The sequence below is a fragment of the Streptomyces sp. NPDC050448 genome (assembly GCF_040655295.1).
GTDB lineage: Bacteria > Actinomycetota > Actinomycetes > Streptomycetales > Streptomycetaceae > Streptomyces.
The window spans coordinates 1-19,683 of the sequence record NZ_JBFAJR010000020.1 but is presented as its reverse complement, the minus strand read 5'-3'; the positions used below and the strand labels follow the sequence as shown (position 1 = coordinate 19,683).

The 19,683-nt window shown below is 70.9% G+C and carries 13 protein-coding genes; 4 read left to right on the top strand and 9 right to left on the bottom strand.

Going from position 1 to position 19,683, the window contains the following annotated elements; translation table 11 throughout:
* Positions 1-21 precede the first annotated feature (21 nt).
* From AB0I68_RS22975 to AB0I68_RS22965, 3 genes are all read left to right on the top strand, one after another.
* Positions 22-720 carry a hypothetical protein gene (locus AB0I68_RS22975; protein ID WP_363179215.1) on the top strand — a complete coding sequence of 233 codons (699 nt, stop codon included), beginning with the start codon at positions 22-24 and terminating at the stop codon, positions 718-720.
* 145 nt (positions 721-865) lie between these two features.
* A complete protein-coding gene (locus AB0I68_RS22970; RefSeq protein WP_363179214.1) occupies positions 866-1,663 on the top strand; it encodes a DNA-formamidopyrimidine glycosylase family protein in 798 nt (265 codons plus the stop codon).
* Between the two features lie 36 nt (positions 1,664-1,699).
* Positions 1,700-2,470 carry an SDR family NAD(P)-dependent oxidoreductase gene (locus AB0I68_RS22965; protein ID WP_363179213.1) on the top strand — a complete coding sequence of 257 codons (771 nt, stop codon included), beginning with the start codon at positions 1,700-1,702 and terminating at the stop codon, positions 2,468-2,470.
* Here AB0I68_RS22965 and AB0I68_RS22960 read toward each other — a convergent pair.
* From AB0I68_RS22960 to AB0I68_RS22920, 9 genes are all read right to left on the bottom strand, one after another.
* A complete protein-coding gene (locus tag AB0I68_RS22960) occupies positions 2,418-2,669 on the bottom strand; it encodes a hypothetical protein (RefSeq protein WP_363179298.1) in 252 nt (83 codons plus the stop codon). The two genes, AB0I68_RS22965 and AB0I68_RS22960, sit on opposite strands and share 53 nt — an antisense overlap.
* A 281-nt stretch (positions 2,670-2,950) precedes the next feature.
* The gene (locus AB0I68_RS22955; protein WP_030301503.1) at positions 2,951-3,331 is read right to left on the bottom strand and encodes a helix-turn-helix transcriptional regulator; all 381 of its coding nucleotides are present in this window, start codon (positions 3,329-3,331) and stop codon (positions 2,951-2,953) included.
* A 109-nt stretch (positions 3,332-3,440) separates the two neighbouring features.
* Positions 3,441-3,929 (bottom strand): CinA family protein, encoded by a 489-nt coding sequence (locus AB0I68_RS22950; RefSeq protein ID WP_363179297.1) that lies wholly within the window; start codon positions 3,927-3,929, stop codon positions 3,441-3,443.
* A gap of 98 nt (positions 3,930-4,027) precedes the next feature.
* On the bottom strand, positions 4,028-4,684 hold the full coding sequence (gene pgsA / locus AB0I68_RS22945; RefSeq protein WP_363179212.1) for a CDP-diacylglycerol--glycerol-3-phosphate 3-phosphatidyltransferase: 657 nt from the start codon (positions 4,682-4,684) through the stop codon (positions 4,028-4,030).
* A complete protein-coding gene (gene rimO / locus AB0I68_RS22940; RefSeq protein WP_363179211.1) occupies positions 4,681-6,180 on the bottom strand; it encodes a 30S ribosomal protein S12 methylthiotransferase RimO in 1,500 nt (499 codons plus the stop codon). The genes pgsA and rimO overlap by 4 nt, the downstream gene beginning before the upstream one ends.
* Before the next feature lie 115 nt (positions 6,181-6,295).
* Complete coding sequence (locus AB0I68_RS22935) at positions 6,296-7,192, bottom strand: RodZ domain-containing protein (protein WP_363179296.1); 897 nt, start codon at positions 7,190-7,192, stop codon at positions 6,296-6,298.
* Between the two features lie 230 nt (positions 7,193-7,422).
* Positions 7,423-10,197, bottom strand: coding sequence for a DNA translocase FtsK (locus AB0I68_RS22930; protein WP_363179210.1), 2,775 nt, complete (start codon positions 10,195-10,197; stop codon positions 7,423-7,425).
* A 156-nt stretch (positions 10,198-10,353) separates the two neighbouring features.
* The gene (locus AB0I68_RS22925) at positions 10,354-11,031 is read right to left on the bottom strand and encodes a response regulator (protein WP_363179209.1); all 678 of its coding nucleotides are present in this window, start codon (positions 11,029-11,031) and stop codon (positions 10,354-10,356) included.
* A 277-nt stretch (positions 11,032-11,308) separates the two neighbouring features.
* Positions 11,309-16,840 (bottom strand): HAMP domain-containing protein, encoded by a 5,532-nt coding sequence (locus AB0I68_RS22920; protein ID WP_363179208.1) that lies wholly within the window; start codon positions 16,838-16,840, stop codon positions 11,309-11,311.
* Positions 16,841-17,067: 227 nt separating this feature from the next.
* Between AB0I68_RS22920 and AB0I68_RS22915 the strand changes: the two genes are divergently transcribed.
* Positions 17,068-19,593 (top strand): SpoIIE family protein phosphatase, encoded by a 2,526-nt coding sequence (locus tag AB0I68_RS22915; RefSeq protein ID WP_363179207.1) that lies wholly within the window; start codon positions 17,068-17,070, stop codon positions 19,591-19,593.
* Positions 19,594-19,683 lie beyond the last annotated feature (90 nt).

The window sequence follows — 19,683 nt, the reverse complement described above, 5'->3', positions numbered from 1 at the left end:
TTCATGGGGGAGAAGAAAAGAGTGAGCAACATCAGCATGCGTCGAGCGGCAACGGGCGTCATCGGTCTGGCAGTTGCCGGTACCCTCACCCTCACGGGCTGCAAGAACGGCAACGAGGAGGCGGCGGCCCCGTCCACCCAGCCGAGCTCGCCCGCCGCCCAGCCGAGCTCCGGGGCGGACGGTTATGGCTCCGCGGCACCCAGCGCCGCGGCCAGCGCCGGCTCGACCGGCGGCGGCGCCGCGGCCCCGGCCGGCGGCATCGCGAAGCCGGGCCAGACGTTCAAGATCGGCGAGGCCGCGCAGGTCCCGTTCAAGAGCGGGAGCACCGCGGGCGATATCACCCTCACCGTGACCGCGGTCGAGCAGGGCCAGGCCTCCGACCTGGACGCGCTCAAGCTCGGTGACAAGGTCAAGGGGATGGTCCCCTACTTCGTCCGCTACACCGTCAAGAACGTCGGCTCCACGGACCTGTCCTTCAGCTCTGTGGGCCACTTCAAGGGCACGCTCAGCGACGGCAGCGAGGCGCAGGACGTGTCGATCATCGGCAACTTCGACAAGTGCCCGCACGAGTCGCTGCCGAAGGGCTTCACCAACGGCAAGACGCAGACGGGCTGCGCGATCGCGCTGGCCCCGTCCGCCCAGACCAAGGTCGCCGGCGCCATGTACTGGGGCGACCCGTACAACAGCCTGAACAACAGCAAGCCCCTGTACTGGAAGTAGTACCGGAACCGGCGAGCGCCCCACCAGGCCCTTGCCGCTCCTGAGCACGGAACCCCTGTGGCGGCATCCCGCCACAGGGGTTCCTGCCGTCCCGCCCCTCCCCCGGAGCCGCGCCGCCACCCCTGCCCGGGGCCACAATGGGGTCATGCCCGAAGGAGACAGCGTCTGGCGCGCGGCAGCCCGGCTGCACGCGGCCCTGGCCGGCCACGAGCTGACCCGCAGCGACCTGCGCGTCCCGCGATTCGCCACCGCCGACCTCACCGGCCGCACCACCCTGGACGTCACCCCGCGCGGCAAACACCTCCTCGCCCGTTTCGAGGGCGGCCTCACCCTCCACACCCACCTCGGCATGGACGGCGCCTGGCACGTCTTCACCGCAGACCAGAAATGGCACGGCGGGCCCGTCCATGAGATCCGCGCGGTCCTCGGCACCGCCACCCACACCGCGGTCGGGTACCGCCTGCCCGTGCTCGAACTCCTGCGCACCGCGGACGAAGACCGCGCCGTCGGCCACCTGGGCCCCGACCTCCTCGGCCCGGACTGGGACGCCGGCAAGGCCGCCGCCAACCTCCTCGCCACCCCCGGGCGCCCCCTCGGCGAGGCCCTGCTCGACCAGCACAACCTGGCCGGCATCGGCAACATCTACAAGTGCGAGCTCTGCTTCCTTGCCCAGGTCACCCCCTGGACGCCGGTCGGCGACCTCCCCGACCCCGAAACCACCGCCGTCCGCCTGGCCGGCGCCGCCCACCGCCTGCTGCGCGCCAACACCGGCGACCGCCCGATCCGCAACACCACCGGCAGCCGCCGCCCCGGCCAGGAGCTCTTCGTGTACGGCCGCACACACCGCCCCTGCCTGCGCTGCGGCACCCCCGTCCGCGAGGCCGCACAGGACGGCCGCCCGGCGTACTGGTGCCCCCGCTGCCAATCCGGCCCCACCCCGTAGTTGACGCTCCGTCAGATCCGGTCGTACGGTCCCGGCATGCCCACACCCAGAGCCCCGTACGACCTCACCGGCCGGACCGCACTGATCACCGGCGCCGCGAGCGGCATAGGCCGCGCCACCGCCGTCCTCCTCGCCGGGGCGGGCGCCGCCGTGCACTGCGCGGACCGCGACGAGCAGGGCCTCGCCGAGACGGCGGCCCTCGTCGCCAAGGCCGGCGGATCCGCCACCGTCCACCCCCTCGACGTCACCGACCGCGCCGCCCTGCGCGCCGCCGTCGCAGCCGCCGGACCGCTCGACATCACCGCCGCCATCGCCGGGATCATGCACACCAGCACCGTCCTGGAGACGGCCGACGAGGACCTCGACCGGGTCCTGGACATCAACTTCAAGGGAATCCTGCGCACCTGCCAGGAGGCCGCGCGCGCCATGATCGCGGCCGGCCGCCCCGGTTCGATCATCACCATGGCCTCCGGCGCCGTCGACGCCGCCCAGCCCGGCCTGCTCTGCTACAGCGCCGCCAAGGCAGCCGTCGTCCAGCTCACCAAGACCCTCGCCACCGAGGCCGGCCCCCACGGCATCCGCGTCAACGCCGTCGCCCCGGGCTGGATCCGCACCCCGATGACCGGCCGGCACAGCCCCGAGGTCCGGGAGCAGACCGAGGCCGCGATGGTCCGGATGTCACCCCTGCGCCGGGTCGGCGAGCCCGAGGACATCGCCCATGCCGTGCTCTACCTCGCCTCGGACGCCTCGTCCTTCATGACGGGCCAGATCCTGCGCCCGAACGGCGGAGTGTCGATGCCCTGGTAGCCGCCTCTTCCGCCGCCGCCCCGTCTTCCGCCGCCCCGTCGGCCGCCGCCCGCCGGGCCCTGCGCAGGGGCCCCGGTGTGCAGTGCACCGGGAGCAGGCCGAGCCCCCAGCCGCCCACGGCGACCGCACCCTCGACCGGCCCCGACTCGGCCGACGCCAGCGCCAGCCGCAACACCGCCCACCACCACAGCACGCCCATCGCCAGCGCGAGGGGTATGAGTAACCGCCGCACGGCTACCTCCCAGCGGCCGGGGAACCGGACTGGTCCATCCTCCCGCACCCCCTCCGACCCCGCACCCAGAACGGCTCGGCACGGCACGCAGCCGCCCGGCCGCTAGCCCAGGGCTCCCCCGCGCCCCGGCCCCGCCTCAAAGCCCCGTACGAGCAAGCGCAGCAGACGGCGCGGAGCCCCGGCCGGCGCATCACACACCGACCGGGGCTCCGGCCACGCTCATTTCTTCACAGCTCGCGCACTCGAGCTCACGCGGCTACGACATTCACCGCTTCCGCAGGCGCCTTGATGGTCACCCGCTCCGGCCCGCCCGCGACCGAAGTCACGGAGACCGAATTGAGCATCGGGCGGACCGGCACCGTCACCGGTTCGCTTGCCGCGGCCGACTGCGCCAGCTCAGCCAGCGACAGCTCGTCACTGACTTCGCGCATCAGCTCGGACATCCGTACGTCCAACGCGTCGCAGATCGCGGAGAGCAGCTCGGAGGATGCCTCCTTCTGCCCCCGCTCCACCTCGGAGAGATAGCCGAGAGAAACTCGGGCGGACGAGGAGACTTCGCGCAGAGTACGGCCCTGGCGCTGGCGCTGCCGACGCAGCACGTCACCCAGCAGGCGACGGAGCAGAATCATCGGTGGCTCCCTCCTCTGACCGTGTAGCCGCATCCTTCACGCCCCACCGTACCGCCTCGCGCCGCGGCCGTGCGGGGAGCTATGTCGTGTTCACTCAGGGCTGCAAACATCAAATCCCCCCGTTCTGTTCCGTATCCTGCCCCCGCGCATTCTCGCGGAGTTCGCTCGAGAGCAGTTCGAGCACTGTCCGTGCACTCTCCCTACGGATTTCCGCACGGGAGCCGTTCAACCTCAGCGGGACGGTCTTCCTGCCCGCGGGACCCGCGACGGCGATGAAAACGGTGCCCACCGGCTGCCCGTCCTGCGGGTCCGGACCGGCCACCCCGGTGGTCGCGATCCCCCACGAAGCCCCCAGCACACGCCGCACCCCGGCCGCCATCTCGGCTGCGACCTGCGCGTTCACCGCCCCTTCGGCGGCAAGCAGCCCCGCGTCCACCCCCAGGAGCCGGTGCTTCAGCTCCGTCGCGTACGCCGTGATCGAACCGCGGAAGGAACGGGAGGCCCCGGCGACGGCAGTGAGCTCCGCGGCGACCATCCCGCCCGTCAGCGACTCGGCGACGGCGAGCGTCTGGTCACTCTCCGCAAGGAGATTCAGCACTTCCGCGGCGAGGGTGTCGGTGTCCCGGGCCCCGGCGAACGGCTGCGCGGCGTCCGAAGCCGCCCCACCGGCCACCGGAGATTCCCCCACCGCGTTTGTCACCTCGCGGCCCGCTCCGCTTCCAGACCCTTGCGCCGCAGCACCACGGCCTCGCGGATGTAGTCCAAACCGGTGACCACGGTCAGCACGACGGCGACCGCCATCACCCAGAAGCGCATGGTCGCCAGCGGCCCGGTCAGCGCGAGCACGTACATGCCCACCGCCGTGCCCTGGGCCAGGGTCTTGAGCTTGCCGCCCCGGCTGGCGGGAATCACTCCGTACCGGATGACCCAGAAACGCATGAGCGTGATCCCGAGTTCCCGCCCGAGGATCACCCCGGTCACCCACCAGGGCAGGTCGCCCAGCCAGGAGAGGCAGATCAACGCCGACCCCATGATCGCCTTGTCGGCGATGGGGTCGGCGATCTTCCCGAAGTCCGTGACCAGGTTGTACGTACGGGCCAGGTGCCCGTCGAAGATGTCCGTGATCATGGCGACGGCGAACGCGGCCCACGCCAGCGCCCGCCACACCGGGTCGTACCCGCCGTCGGCGAGGAGGAGCAGCACGAATCCCGGCACCAGGACGAGCCGGATCATCGTCAGGATGTTGGCGATGTTCCACAGGCTGGCCTGATTGACCGCCGCAGCCCCCAGCTTCGCGCCGGGCGCCGGCCGGCGGCCGGTCCCGCCCGCCGCAGATGCCGGGACTCCGGTCATCCGGCCGCCTCCTCGAGGTGCAGGGGCTCGGCCACCAGGTCCACGCCCAGCGTGCCGACCACCTTCGCCGTCACCATGCGACCGGGTACCAGGCCCGTGCCGTCCGTGAAGACGACCTGGCCGTCGGTCTCGGGCGCCTGGTGCGCGGCACGCCCGTAGGCACCCTCACCGTCCGCCTCGTCCTCAGCTCCGTCGAACGCCTCGACGGACTCGACGAGCACCTCCAGGGTCTCGCCGATCCGCTCCTCCGCGCGCTGCGAGGTGAGCTCCTCGGCGAGCCGCTGCATGTGCGCGAGCCGCTCGGCGATCGTGTCCTCGTCCAGCTTGCCGTCGTACGTGACGGCCTCGGTGCCGTCCTCGTCGGAGTAGCCGAAGACCCCGATCGCGTCGAGCCGGGCGTGGGTGAGGAACCGCTCCAGCTCGGCGAAGTCCGACTCCTTCTCGCCGGGGAAGCCGACGATGAAGTTGGACCGGACGCCGGCCTGCGGGGCCTTGGTGCGGATGGTGTCCAGCAGCTCCAGGAACCGGTCGGTGTCGCCGAAGCGGCGCATGGCGCGCAGCACGTCGGGGGCCGAGTGCTGGAACGACAGGTCGAAGTACGGCACGACCTTGGGGGTCGAGGTCAGTACGTCGATCAGGCCGGGCCGCATCTCGGCGGGCTGGAGGTAGCTGACGCGGACGCGCTCGATGCCGTCCACCCCGGCCAGCTCGGGCAGCAGGGTCTCCAGCAGGCGGATGTCGCCGAGGTCCTTGCCGTACGAGGTGTTGTTCTCGGAGACCAGCATGATCTCCTTGACGCCCTGCTCGGCGAGCCAGCGCGTCTCGCCCAGCACGTCGCCGGGGCGGCGGGAGATGAAGGAGCCGCGGAAGGACGGGATGGCGCAGAAGGAGCAGCGGCGGTCGCAGCCGGAGGCGAGCTTGACCGAGGCGACCGGGCTCTTGTCCAGGCGGCGGCGAAGCGGCGCGCGCGGCCCGGAGGCGGGCGCGACCCCGTCCGGCAGGTCGGCGGGGGCCTCGGCCACCGGCTCCTGCGCGTGGCCGGGCAGGGCCACCTCGGCGTCCTGGCGGGCCGCGGGGCTGATCGGCAGCAGCTTGCGCCGGTCGCGCGGGGTGTGGGAGGCGTGGATGCCGCCGTTGAGGATGGTCTGGAGGCGGTCGGAGATGTCGGCGTAGTCGTCGAAGCCGAGCACGCCGTCGGCCTCGGGGAGCGCCTCGGCGAGCTCCTTGCCGTAGCGCTCGGCCATACAGCCGACGGCGACGACGGCCTGGGTCTTGCCGTGATCCTTGAGATCGTTGGCTTCCAGCAGGGCGTCTACGGAGTCCTTTTTGGCGGCTTCGACAAAGCCGCAGGTGTTGACGACGGCTACGTCCGCATCGGCGGCGTCCTCGACGAGCTCCCAGCCATCCGCCGCCAAGCGGCCTGCGAGCTCCTCCGAGTCCACCTCGTTACGGGCGCAGCCAAGAGTGACAAGGGCGACGGTACGGCGTTCGGGCATGGACTCAAGACTACTTTGTCCAAACGCCGACCCCCGCCCCAAGTCCCGGTAAACCAAGATCCCCGGGGTGCGGCGCAGCACCCCGGGGACCCGGAATCAAGGATTCACCGCCATATCAGCCCGCCTGTGCCTCTCCCTGGCGGGGGTCGTCCTTGGTGTATGTGAGGCGTTCCACCTGACCCGGCCGGAATTCGTCCTTGATCTCCTTGCCGTTCACGAAGAGCTTCACGACCCCGGCGTCGCCGAGAACGAGGTCGATGGACTCCTTGTCCGTGAAGGTCTTGGACTCACCCGGGGCCAGCGTCCCGTCGAACAGCAGCCGGCCGCTGTGGTCCTTCGCGGAGATCCAGCTCTCGCCGTCGTTGGCCGTCAGGACGACCGTGACGAGGTCCTTGGGCGCGGCGGCGATGGCACTGTCCGAAGGCTCCGGCTTGGGCGCCTTCGGGGTCTGCTGGGGCTGGGCGGCCGGCTTCCCGGCCGACTGCTTGGGCGCGGCCTGCGGGGAGGCGGAACCTTCCGCCACCGGCCGCTTGTCCTTCGCGTCGCCGCCGCCGAAGGCGGTGAAGCCCACGAAGCCGATCACGGCGACGATGGCGGCGACCATGGCCGCGGTCCAGTTGGGCCGCTGCCGCTCGGGACGGATCCGCTCGGCATCGAACATCGGCGCGGCGGGCGTGGGTGCGGGCCGGCCGCCGTGGGCAGCGTCGTACGCCTCGACCAGGGGTTCCGGATCGAGGTGGACGGCACGGGCGAGCGTACGGATGTGACCGCGGGCGTAGACGTCGCCGCCGCACCGCGTGAAATCGTCAGCTTCGATCCCGTGCACGATCGGGATGCGTACGCGGGTGGTGGAACTGACCTCGTCGACAGTGAGCCCGGCGGCGATCCGGGCCTTCTTCAGAGCCGTCCCGATGGACGGTCCTTCGACTGCGGGTTCGATGATGCGGTCCTCGGACCGGTCGCCGGTCGAAGGCTGCTCATCTTCGGGGGAGTTGGAGTTGCCGATGGACACGAGGGCGCCTTTCGAGCGTGTAGCCACCTGCTGGATGTCCAGTCTAGGGGGGTGACGAAAGGGAGGAGCAACCGGAGGGTGGACTTCCTACGCCATCCGAATGGCGACCGGGCGTCCGGGGCGGTGCAGCAGCCCGGCGCAGCACGCGGAACCGCCATCTCCCTCAACTAGACGCGGGTCCAAGGGAAACGGTTGCCCCCGATTTGCTCCTGATGTGCCCGCCGATTTCCTTACGGATGGTCCTCCCCGCGGATGACGGCGAGGACCCCGTCCAGCTCGTCCGCCTTCACCAGGACGTCGCGCGCCTTCGAACCCTCACTCGGTCCGACGACCCCCCGCGATTCCATCAGGTCCATGAGCCGGCCGGCCTTGGCGAAGCCCACCCGGAGCTTGCGCTGGAGCATCGAGGTCGACCCGAACTGGGTGGAGACGACCAGCTCGGCCGCCTGGCACAGCAGGTCCAGGTCGTCGCCGATCTCCTCGTCGATCTCCCTCTTCTGCTTCTGCCCGACGGTGACGTCGTCCCGGAAGACGGGCGCCATCTGGTCCTTGCAGTGCTGCACGATCCCGGCGATCTCGTCCTCGGTGACGAAGGCGCCCTGGAGGCGGACCGGCTTGTTCGCGCCCATCGGCAGGAACAGCCCGTCGCCCTTGCCGATCAGCTTCTCGGCGCCCGGCTGGTCGAGGATGACCCGGCTGTCGGCCAGCGAGGAGGTGGCGAACGCGAGCCGCGAGGGCACGTTCGCCTTGATCAGGCCGGTGACCACGTCCACCGAGGGCCGCTGGGTGGCGAGCACGAGGTGGATGCCGGCGGCGCGGGCCAGCTGGGTGATCCGGACGATCGAGTCCTCGACGTCGCGCGGGGCCACCATCATCAGGTCGGCGAGCTCGTCGACGATCACCAGCAGGTACGGGTACGGGCTGAGCTCCCGCTCGCTGCCCGGCGGCAGTGTGATCTTGCCGTCCCGGATGGCCCGGTTGAAGTCGTCGATGTGCCGGTATCCGAAGGCGGCCAGGTCGTCGTAGCGCAGGTCCATCTCGCGGACGACCCACTGGAGAGCCTCGGCGGCCCGCTTGGGGTTGGTGATGATCGGCGTGATCAGGTGCGGGATGCCCTCGTACGCCGTCAGCTCCACCCGCTTGGGGTCCACGAGCACCATCCGGACGTCCTCCGGGGTGGCCCGCACCATCACCGAGGTGATCAGGCAGTTGATGCAGGAGGACTTTCCGGAACCGGTCGCGCCGGCGACGAGCACGTGCGGCATCTTCGCGAGGTTGGCCATGACGTAGCCGCCCTCGACGTCCTTGCCGAGTGCCACCAGCATCGGGTGGTCGTCCTCGGCCGCGTCCGCCAGTCTGAGCACGTCCCCCAGGTTGACCATCTCGCGGTCGGTGTTCGGGATCTCGATGCCGACAGCCGACTTGCCCGGGATGGGGCTGATGATCCGGACGTCCGGCGAGGCCACCGCGTACGCGATGTTCTTCGCGAGCGCGGTGATCCGCTCGACCTTGACGGCCGGGCCGAGCTCCACCTCGTAGCGGGTCACCGTCGGACCCCGGGTGAAGCCGGTGACACGGGCATCGACCTTGAACTCGGTGAAGACGTTGGTCAGCGAGGCGACGACCGCGTCGTTGGCGGCGCTGCGGGTCTTGCCCGGTCCGCCGCGCTCGAGCAGGTCGAGCGAGGGCAGGGCGTACGTGATGTCCCCCCGCAGCTGGAGCTGCTCGGCGCGGGGCGGAAGCGGCTGGGGCGGCGGGGGCGCCTTGGTGAGGTCCGGCACCGACAAGGTCCCGGAAGCCGCGGCGGTGGTGTCGTGCGGCGGCTCGGCCCGCTCCGGGGCGGCGGCCTTGGGCCGCTCCCCCCGGGCGGGCGGCACCGAAGCGCTGATCTCCGCACCCGCGCGCGGGGCGGAGATCCCGTGCGTGAGGTCGGCGACCAGCGGCGAGGGCGGCATCCCGCCCAGCACCACGCCGTCCAGTGCGGCGGCGGCCGCCGCGGCCACGTCGACGGCGTCCATCTCCCGGTCCCGGGCCGGACGGGCCGGGGTCCGCCGCGGGCGCCGCCGGGCGGGCGCCTGCTCCTCGGCGGCGTCGGCAGGGCCGGCAAGGCCGGCAGGATCAGCGGGATCGGCCGCGCGCGCCGAGCGGGCCCGCCACTGCTCGGGGTCGTGCCGGTCGGCGGCGCCGTCCTCCCCGAACCCCTCGTCGTACTGGTTGGGGGCGATGATCCCCAGCCGGATGCCGAGCCGCCGCAGCCGCTGCGGGATCGCGTTCACCGGGGTCGCCGTCACCACGAGCAGCCCGAAGATCGTGAGCAGCACCAGCATCGGCACCGCCAGCGGCGCGCCCATGGTGAAGATCAGCGGCTTGGAGGCGCCCCAGCCGATCAGTCCGCCCGCGTTCTGCATGGCGGTCGTGCCCTCGTCCCGGCCGGGCGCCCCGCAGGCGATGTGCACGAGGCCGAGCACCCCGATGACGAGCGCGGTGAGGCCGACGCCGATCCGGCCGTTGGCGTCGGGCTGCTCGGGATGGCGGATGAAACGTACCGCCATGACGCCGAGCAGGATCGGCACGAGCAGATCCAGCCGCCCGAAGGCGCCGGTGACCAGCATGGTGACCAGGTCCCCGACGGGACCGCTCAGGTTCGACCAGGTACCGGCGGCGACGATCAGCGCGAGGGCGAGCAACAGCAGCGCGATGCCGTCCTTGCGGTGGGCGGGGTCGAGGTTCTTGGCCCCCTGGCCCACCCCGCGGAAGACCGCGCCGACCGCGTGCGCGCAGCCCAGCCACACGGCGCGCACCAGCCGCACCACGCCCCCGGTCGGGGACGGCGCGGGCTTGGGCGCCGCCTTCTTGGCGGGGGCGCGCCGGCCCGCCGCGGCCTTCTTCGCGGCAGGCTTGCGTGCGGGAGCCGCTTTCTTGGCCGGCGCCGTCGTCCGGCCGGTGCGGCCCTTCGCGGTGCCCGCAGTGCTCTGGGAACCCTTGCCGGACGTACGTGAGGCCATGAGGCCGAGGTTACCGGTGTGCGCGCCGGTGGACACGCGTGCCCACCCCTTCACCCGTTCGTGTCGCGTACCGCATCAGCGCTTTGACACACCGCCAGACCTGACACCCGCCCAGGCGGCCCGGTACGACGCCCCGTACACCGGCCCGCTCAGCGCTCAGTTCTGCGCGGGCAGCACCGGCGCTCCCCCGCCGGTCCCCGGCTCCAGCGCGTCGAGCGCCCGCCGCAGTCCGGTGAGCTTGCGCTCCAGGTGGGCCGCGGTCGCCACGACCGCCGCATCGGCCGATTCCTCGCCGAGCTGCTTGGTCAGCGCCTCGGCCTGCTCCTCGACCGCGGCGAGCCGCGCGGAGAGCTCGGCCAGCAGGCCGGCCGTCTCCCTGCTGCCGTCGCCGTTGGAGCCGCCCTCCAGCTGGAGCCGCAGCAGCGCCGCCTGCTCCCTGAGCTGGCAGTTCTTCGTGTACAGCTCCACGAACACCGAGACCTTGGCCCGCAGCACCCACGGGTCGAAAGGCTTGGAGATGTAGTCCACCGCGCCGGCCGCGTAGCCGCGGAACGTGTGGTGCGGACCGTGGTTGATCGCGGTGAGGAAGATGATCGGGATGTCCCGGGTCCGTTCGCGCCGCTTGATGTGCGCGGCCGTCTCGAATCCGTCCATCCCGGGCATCTGCACATCCAGCAGGATGACCGCGAAATCGTCCGTCAGCAGCGCCTTGAGCGCTTCCTCCCCCGACGACGCCCGGACCAGTGTCTGATCGAGCGCGGAGAGGATGGCCTCCAGCGCCAGCAGATTCTCCGGCCGGTCGTCGACCAGGAGGATCTTGGCCTTCTGCACCATGCCCTGTCCTCCTCGCCCCGGCATGGGGCCTCCCCGGCTCCTGGCACCGGCCGGTACGCCGGGCCCCGCCCCAGAAGAGGACGGCATCCTTGCGCCGTCCGTCCTTGTGCCGGTCATCGTAGCCCCAGTCCCGAGATCGCCACACCCTGTCACCAGGATGTCACTGTGCACCAAGCAGAAACGGTGTGGGGGAGCAGAAGGTTCCCCGTCTCCCGCCCTCCCACACCGTTTTCGCCACAGTCAGTCAGCAATTGGTATCAGAGCGCTCCGCAATCGATCACTTGCCGCGCATCCACTGTTCCATCACCGACAGCAGATAGTCCGGGTCGACCGGCTTGGTGACATAGTCGGAAGCACCGGAATCGATCGCCTTCTCCCGGTCCCCCTTCATCGCCTTCGCCGTCAGCGCGATGATCGGCAGCCCGGCGAACTGCGGCATCCGCCGGATCGCCGAAGTCGTGGCGTACCCGTCCATCTCGGGCATCATGATGTCCATCAGCACGACGGTCACGTTGTCGTGCTGCTCCAGCACTTCGATGCCCTCCCGGCCGTTCTCCGCGTACAGCACCGCCAGCCCGTGCTGCTCCAGCACGCTGGTCAGCGCGAAGACGTTGCGGACGTCGTCGTCCACGATGAGCACCTTCTCACCGTGGAAGTCGTACGTCCGGGGCACCACCGGAAGTTCCTCCTCCGGGTTGGCCCAACCGTTGTCGGACCCCAGCGCGTTCGGCTGCCCCGGCACCGCCGTCCGCGGCTCCAGGTCGCTCAGCGCCTTGCGCCGCCGCCGGAACAGCGCGGCCCCGCCCTGCCCCTGCCCGACCGGCTCGGCGGCCGGCAGCGCGGGCCGCACGTGCTGCGGCTGCACCTGCTGCACGGAGACGGGCGCCGCCGGGGGCGCCGGCAGCGCGGGCCGCGCCCCGTCGACCTGCCTGCGGTACACCTCGCCCCGGCCGCCGCCGGGGGTCGGCGGCGCGTACCCCTGCGGCGGCAGCTCGCTCGGGTGCAGCGGCAGGTACAGCGTGAACGTGGACCCTCGGCCGGGCTCGCTCGCCGCGTGGATCTCCCCGCCCAGCAATCGGGCGATCTCCCGGCTGATGGACAGCCCCAGGCCCGTACCGCCGTACTTCCTGCTGGTGGTCCCGTCGGCCTGCTTGAACGCCTCGAAGATCACCAGCATCTTGCTCGCCGCGATCCCGATCCCCGTGTCCGTCACCGAGAAGGCGATCAGGTCCGCATCCGCCTCCCGCAGCGAACCGGCCTCCAGCAGCTGCTCCCGGATCGCCGTCGGCACGTCCGCCCCGGCGGGCCGGATCACCAGCTCCACCGCGCCGGTGTCGGTGAACTTCACCGCGTTCGACAGCAGGTTGCGCAGCACCTGGAGCAACCGCTGCTCGTCCGTGTGCAGGGTCGCGGGCAGCTCCGGGGAGACCCGTACCGAGAAGTCCAGGCCCTTCTCCGCGGTCAGCGGCCGGAAAGTGGCCTCCACGTAGTCCACGAGCTGGACCAGCGCGATCCGGGTCGGCGAGACGTCCATCTTCCCCGCCTCGACCTTCGACAGGTCCAGGATGTCGTTGATCAGCTGCAACAGGTCCGAACCCGCACCGTGGATGGTCTCCGCGAACTCCACCTGCTTCGGCGACAGGTTCTCGTCCGCGTTGTCCGCGAGCAGCTTGGCCAGGATCAGCAGCGAGTTGAGCGGCGTACGCAGCTCGTGCGACATGTTCGCCAGGAACTCGGACTTGTAGCGCATCGAGACCGCGAGCTGCTCGGCGCGCTCCTCCAGGACCTGCCGGGCCTCCTCGATCTCGGTGTTCTTCACCTCGATGTCCCGGTTCTGCTGCGCCAGCAGCTCCGCCTTCTCCTCCAGCTCCGCGTTCGCGGCCTGGAGCGCCTTCTGCCGGTTCTCCAGCTCGTCGGAGCGTTCGCGCAGCTGCTCGGTCATCTCCTGGGACTGCTTGAGCAGCATCTCCGTCTTGGAGTTGACGCTGATCGTGTTGACGCTCGTACCGATCATCTCGGCGATCTGGCTCAGGAAGTCCTTCTGGATCTGAGTGAACGGCTGGAACGACGCCAGCTCGATGACGCCGAGCACCTTCCCCTCGAACAGCACCGGCAGCACGATCACATGCGCCGGCGGCGCCTCCCCGAGCCCCGAGGAGATCTTCAGATAACCGGGCGGGGTGTTCTCGACGAGGATCGTCCGCTTCTCCTCGGCGACGGTCCCGATCAGCCCCTCCCCCGGCCGGAAGGACATGGGCATCTGACCGCCCGCGTACGCGTAACTCCCGCGCATCCGCAGCTCGTACGACCCGTCGGGACCGCCCTCGGTCCCGATCTCGGTGGTACCGCCCGACGGAAGCGCGAGGAAGAACGCCCCGTGCTGCGCCGAGACCACCGGGGTCAGCTCGCTCATGATCAGCGAGGCCACGTCGTCCAGCTCGCGGCGGCCCTGCATCAGGGCGGAGATCCGGGCGAGGTTGCCCTTCAGCCAGTCCTGCTCCTTGTTGGCCAAGGTGGTGTCGCGCAGGTTCGCGATCATCGTGTTGATGTTGTCCTGGAGGACCTGGATCTCGCCCGACGCATCCACGTCGATCTTCAGGTTGAGGTCGCCGCGGGTCACCGCGGTGGCCACGGCCGCGATCGCGCGCACCTGCCGGGTCAGGTTCCCGGCCATCTCGTTCACGGACTCCGTGAGGTCGCGCCAGGTGCCGTCCACGTCCCGGACCCGCGCCTGCCCGCCCAGGATCCCCTCGGTGCCCACCTCGCGGGCCACCCGCGTCACCTGGTCGGCGAACGAGGACAGCTGGTCGACCATCGTGTTGATCGTGGTCTTGAGCTCCAGGATCTCGCCGCGCGCGTCGATGTCGATCTTCTTGGTCATGTCGCCCTTGGCGATGGCGGTCGTGACCATGGCGATCTGCCGTACCTGACCGGTGAGGTTGGAGGCCATGAAGTTCACCGAATCGGTGAGGTCCTTCCACGTCCCGGACACCCCCGGCACATGCGCCTGACCGCCGAGCCGGCCCTCCGTACCCACCTCGCGGGCCACGCGCGTGACCTCGTCCGCGAACGAGGACAGGGTCTTCACCATCGTGTTGACCGTGTCGGCGAGCTGCGCGACCTCGCCGCGCGCCTCCACCGTGACCTTCTTCGTCAGATCGCCGTTGGCGACCGCCGCCGACACCTGCGAGATGTTGCGCACCTGCGAGGTCAGGTTGTTCGCCATCAGGTTGACGTTGTCCGTCAGGTCCTTCCAGATGCCCGTCACCCCGCGCACCCGGGCCTGGCCGCCGAGGATGCCCTCGGAACCCACCTCACGGGCCACCCGCGTCACCTGCTCCGCGAACGACGACAGCTGGTCCACCATCGTGTTGACGGTCGTGACCAGCTCGAGGATCTCGCCCTTGGCATCCACGGTGATCTTCTTGGAGAGATCGCCCATGGCGACCGCCGTCGTCACCTCGGCGATGTTGCGCACCTGCGACGTCAGGTTGTTCGCCATGAAGTTGACGGACTGCGTGAGGTCCTTCCACGTCCCGGAGACCCCCTTCACCTCCGCCTGGCCGCCCAGGATGCCCTCGGTACCCACCTCGCGGGCCACCCGGGTCACCTGCTCCGCGAAGTTCGAGAGCTGGTCCACCATCGTGTTGAGGGTGTTCTTCAGCTCCAGGATCTCGCCGCGCGCATCCACGTCGATCTTCTGGGAGAGATCACCCCGGGCCACCGCCGTCGCGACCTGCGCGATGTTGCGCACCTGCGAGGTCAGGTTTCCGGCCATGCCGTTCACCGAGTCCGTGAGGTCACGCCACACGCCGGCCACGCCGGGCACCTGCGCCTGGCCGCCGAGGCGGCCCTCCGTGCCCACGTCCCGGGCCACCCGGGTCACCTGCTCGGCGAAGGCCGAGAGCTGGTCGACCATGGTGTTGATGGTGTTCTTCAGCTCCAGGATCTCGCCGCGCGCATCCACGTCGATCTTCTGGGAGAGATCACCCCGGGCCACCGCCGTCGTCACCTGGGCGATCTGCCGCACCTGGGAGGTCAGGTTGCCGGCCATGAAGTTGACGGAGTCGGTGAGCTCCTTCCAGGTGCCGGACACCCCCTCGACCCTGGCCTGGCCGCCGAGGCGGCCCTCCGTGCCCACGTCCCGCGCCATCCGCGTGACCTGGTCGGCGAAGCTGGAGAGCTGGTCCACCATCGTGTTCACGGTGTTCTTCAGCTGGAGCATCTCGCCCGAGACGTCCACGGTGACCTTCTGCGACAGGTCGCCGTTCGCCACCGCGGTCGTCACCTGCGCGATGTTGCGCACCTGGCCGGTGAGGTTGCGGAAGGCGGTGTTCACCGAGTCGGTGAGGTCCTTCCACGTACCCGCCGCACCCGGCACCTGCGCCTGGCCGCCCAGTTCACCCTCGACGCCGACCTCGCGGGCCACCCGCGTCACTTCCGCACCGAAGGACTGGAGCTGGTCCACCATCGTGTTGACGGTGTTCTTCAACTCCAGCATCTCGCCGGCCACGTCGACGGTGACCTTCTGCGACAGATCGCCGTTGGCCACGGCCGTCGTCACCTGCGCGATGTCCCGTACCTGCGTGGTCAGGTTGCGGAAGACCGTGTTCACCGAGTCGGTGAGGTCCTTCCACGTACCCGCCGCACCCGGCACCTGCGCCTGGCCGCCGAGCAGACCCTTCGCCCCGACCTCGCTGGCCACCCGGGTGACCTCGTCCGCGAAGGTCCGCAGCGTCTCCGTCATCTGATTGATCGTCTCGGCCAGCTGCGCCACCTCGCCGCGCGCGCTGACCCGTACCTTCTGCGACAGATCGCCATTGGCGACAGCCGTCGTGACCTGCGCGATCCCCCGCACCTGGGCCGTCAGGTTGCCCGCCATCGTGTTGACGGAGTCGGTCAGGTCCTTCCACACGCCGGCGACCCCGGGCACCTTCGCCTGACCGCCGAGCTCACCCTCCGTGCCCACCTCCCGGGCGACCCGCGTCACCTCGGAGGAGAACGACGACAGCTGGTCCACCATCGTGTTCACGGTGTTCTTCAGCTGGAGCATCTCGCCGGCCACGTGCACCGTGACCTTGCGCGACAGATCGCCCTTCGCCACGGCCGTCGTGACGAGAGCAATATCACGCACCTGAGCGGTGAGCCGGTACGCCATCGTGTTGACGGAGTCGGTCAGATCCTTCCAAGAACCCGACATTCCGCGTACTTGGGCCTGACCACCGAGCTTGCCCTCGGTACCCACCTCCAGCGCCACGCGCGTCACCTCGTCGGTGAACGCGGACAGCTGGTCGACCAGGTTGTTGACCGTACGCCCGACCTTCAGGAACTCACCGCGCAGCGGATGCCCCGCCCCGTCCGCCGTCTGCGTCCGCAGGTCCATCCGCTGGTCCAGATCACCCTCGGCGACCGCCGACAGCACCCGGCCCACCTCGGACACCGGCCGGACGAGATCGTCCACCAGCTGGTTCGAGGCATCGATCGCGGCCGCCCAGGAGCCCTCGCAGGCACCGGTTTCCAGCCGTTCGCTGAGCTTGCCCTCACGGCCCACCATCCGCCGCACCCGGGAGATCTCTCCCGTCAGATGGAGATTGCGGTCGGCGACCTCGTTGTAGACGGCGGCGATCTCCGCCATCACGCCCTCGCCGGACACCGTCAGCCGCTTGCGGAAATTCCCGTCCCGCATCGACACCAGGGCCGTGAGCAGCCGGTTCAGGGCGGCGGTATCGACTTCCGTCGTGCCGTTCCGGCGGGACCTCCCGCCTTTCGGGCGCGTTCCCGTACGCCGCACCGCTGCGCCAGACTCCACCGTGTCCCTCCCGAAGGGTCGACCGCTGTTCCACCGACACCCGGCGAGTCGCACGCCCGGCTATCCGATCCTGCCCAGTGTTTCATCCTGGCCGAACCTGGCCATAACACTTCGGCACCATCGCACACCGGCCGCACCCCGCGGGTGGAATCCCGGACGACGGCACCAAGCCGCCCGCGAAGGTAAGTAACCTGGCATCCGATGTCCCACCGCGTCGAAGGAGACTCGTGATCACGGCTCGGGCGGCTGCCAGCTTCGACCCCCTCGGGCGCTCGGTCGCCGCGGCCCGAGCGTTCGTCCGCGACACCCTGCAGGGCTGGGGCTTCGCGGACATCGTCGACGACGCCGTCGTGCTCACCAGCGAGCTCGTCACGAACGCCGTGGTCCACGCCGGCACCAGGGCCGAGGTCCTGTGCCTGCGCTCCGGGGACGGGGTACGGGTCGAGATCGCCGACCGGTATCCGGAGCGCGAGCTCCCGCTCCAGCACCCCGGAGAGCGCCCGTACGCCGACCCCGACCGCGAGAACGGCCGCGGGCTGATGCTCTGCGCCGCCCTCGCCACCCGCTGGGGCGTCGAGTACACCGCCACCCACAAGCACGTGTGGTTCCGGCTCGACCTCCCGGACCGGCCGGTCGGTACCCGCTCCGCCGGACCCGTCGTCCCGGACCGGCTCCTCCCCCTCGCCGACAGCCGGGTCCGCGTCGCCGTCCTCCAGATCGACGCCTCCGACTCCATCTCCGCCTGGAACGAGGACGCCGAGCACGTCTTCGGCTACTCCGCCGAGAAGGTCGTCGGCCGCCCGCTCGCCGAACTCGCCGCCTGGCCCCAGACCCCCGGCACGGGCACCGGCATCGCCGAGGCCCTGCGCCTGTCCCGCTGGGAGGGCAGCTACGGCATCCGCGGCGCCGACGGCCGCGTGATCCCCGTGTACGCCTCCCACCTGCGGGTCCGCGATGCCCACGGAGAGCCCTCCATCGTCTGCCTGCTGGTCCACGACGACGAGCGGGCCCTGCTCCAGACCCCCGTACGGGCGGCACCCTCCGACAGCCTCCAGCTCACCGAGCCCCGCCCCGCGGACCCCTTCGAGGTCTTCATCGGCTCTCCCGCCCCCGATGACCTCGACGGACTCCTCCAGCGCACCGTCGAACGCGCCCGCGACATGCTCGACGCCGACTCCGCCTTCCTGCTGCTGGCCACCGACGACGAGACGGAGCTCGAAGTCCGCGCCACGACCGGGCTCCCCTCCACCCGCCAGCGCTTCGCCCGCGTCCCCGTCGAGGCCGGCACCAACCGGTACGGCTCCGCCCGCATGCCCGCCGTCCACGACGACCTCGCCGCCGTCCCCGGAGCCGTCCCGCTCCTGGAGGCCACCGGCATGCGCTCGGTGATCACCGTCCCGCTCAAGGTCGAAGGCCGGCTCACCGGTTCGCTCGGCGTCGCCACCGAGTACCCCGGCCACTACTCCAACGCCGACGCGCTGCGCCTCCAGTTCGCCGCCGACCGCATCGCCCTCGCCGTCGAGTCCGCCCGCCTCGGCGAGCTGGAACGCCTGCGCCGCGGCTCCCTGTCCTTCCTCGTGGAGGCCTCCGACCTGCTCGCCGGCACCCTCGACCGGGACCAGACCCTGGCCCTCATGGCCCAGATGACCGTCCCGACCCTGGCCACGTGGTGCGCCGTCTACACCATCGCCGACCAGTCCTCCGATCCGTACCTCTCGTACGTCCTGCACGAGGACGAGGAGCGCATCGACGGCCTCAAGGCCCTGCTCTCCCACGTCAGCCCGCCCGAACCGGTCCGCGAAGCCGGCGCCCGCCCGTGGCCCGCGACGGCCTCGGCGGTCGGCGGGGAAACCGTCGTCCTCCCCCTCCTGGCCCGCAACCGCGTGATCGGCATGCTCACCCTCGGCAAGCCGTCGGAGGAGCACTTCCGCCAGGAGATCCTCGAACTCGCCGAGGACCTCTCCCGCCGTGCCGCACTCGCCCTCGACAACGCCCGCCTCTACTCCGAACGCACCGCCATCAGCCGCTCCCTGCAGCGCAGCCTGCTCCCGCCCGGCTCCCCCGCCATCCCCGGCATGGAGGTAGAGGTCATCTACCGCGCGGCCGGCGAGGGCAACGAGGTGGGCGGCGACTTCTACGACGTCTTCCCGATCCGCGAGGGAGCGTACGGCTTCGCCATCGGCGACGTCTGCGGTACGGGCCCCGAGGCTGCCGCCGTCACCGGCCTCGCCCGGCACGCCCTGCGCCTCCTGGCCCGCGAGGGCCTCGGCGGCCCGGCGGTGCTGGAGCGGCTCAACGCGGCCATCCTCGACGAGGGCGCCCGCAGCCGCTTCCTCACCCTCCTCTACGGGGAGCTCCACCCGCAGCCGGACGGCGGCGCCCTCATGAAGGTCGTGTGCGCGGGCCACCCGCTGCCCCTCCGCCTGCGCCCGGACGGCCGTGTCACCCCGGCCGCGGACCCGCAGCCCCTGCTCGGCGTGATCGACGACCTCGACCTCTACGAGCAGACCCTCACCCTGGACCCGGGCGACGTCCTCCTCTGCGTCACGGACGGAGTGACGGAACGCCGCGAGGGCACCCGCATGCTGGGGGACGACGGCCTCACGGAGGTCCTCACGACGTGCACGGGCCTTACCGCCGGCGCCGTCGCCTCCCGCGTCCTGCGCGCGGTGGAACGCTTCGCGGCCGAACCCGCCTCGGACGACATGGCCATTCTGGCCTTCCGCGTCCCCCACCAGCGCGTGGGCGACTAGGGGGTGTCCGGCGGATCAGGGCCGGATAGCCCGGGTCGTCTGGTGCCGTGGATTGCAAGGCGGAGGAGGGAGCCAATGCGGTGGGGGCAC

Coding starts and splice junctions, on each gene's coding strand:
- AB0I68_RS22970 (WP_363179214.1), top strand. CDS start 866: ATGCCCGAAGGAGACAGCGTCTGGCGCGCGGCAGCCCGGCTGCACGCG.
- AB0I68_RS22965 (WP_363179213.1), top strand. CDS start 1,700: ATGCCCACACCCAGAGCCCCGTACGACCTCACCGGCCGGACCGCACTG.
- AB0I68_RS22960 (WP_363179298.1), bottom strand. CDS start 2,669: ATGGGCGTGCTGTGGTGGTGGGCGGTGTTGCGGCTGGCGCTGGCGTCG.
- AB0I68_RS22955 (WP_030301503.1), bottom strand. CDS start 3,331: ATGATTCTGCTCCGTCGCCTGCTGGGTGACGTGCTGCGTCGGCAGCGC.
- pgsA (WP_363179212.1), bottom strand. CDS start 4,684: ATGACCGGAGTCCCGGCATCTGCGGCGGGCGGGACCGGCCGCCGGCCG.
- rimO (WP_363179211.1), bottom strand. CDS start 6,180: ATGCCCGAACGCCGTACCGTCGCCCTTGTCACTCTTGGCTGCGCCCGT.
- AB0I68_RS22930 (WP_363179210.1), bottom strand. CDS start 10,197: ATGGCCTCACGTACGTCCGGCAAGGGTTCCCAGAGCACTGCGGGCACC.
- AB0I68_RS22925 (WP_363179209.1), bottom strand. CDS start 11,031: ATGGTGCAGAAGGCCAAGATCCTCCTGGTCGACGACCGGCCGGAGAAT.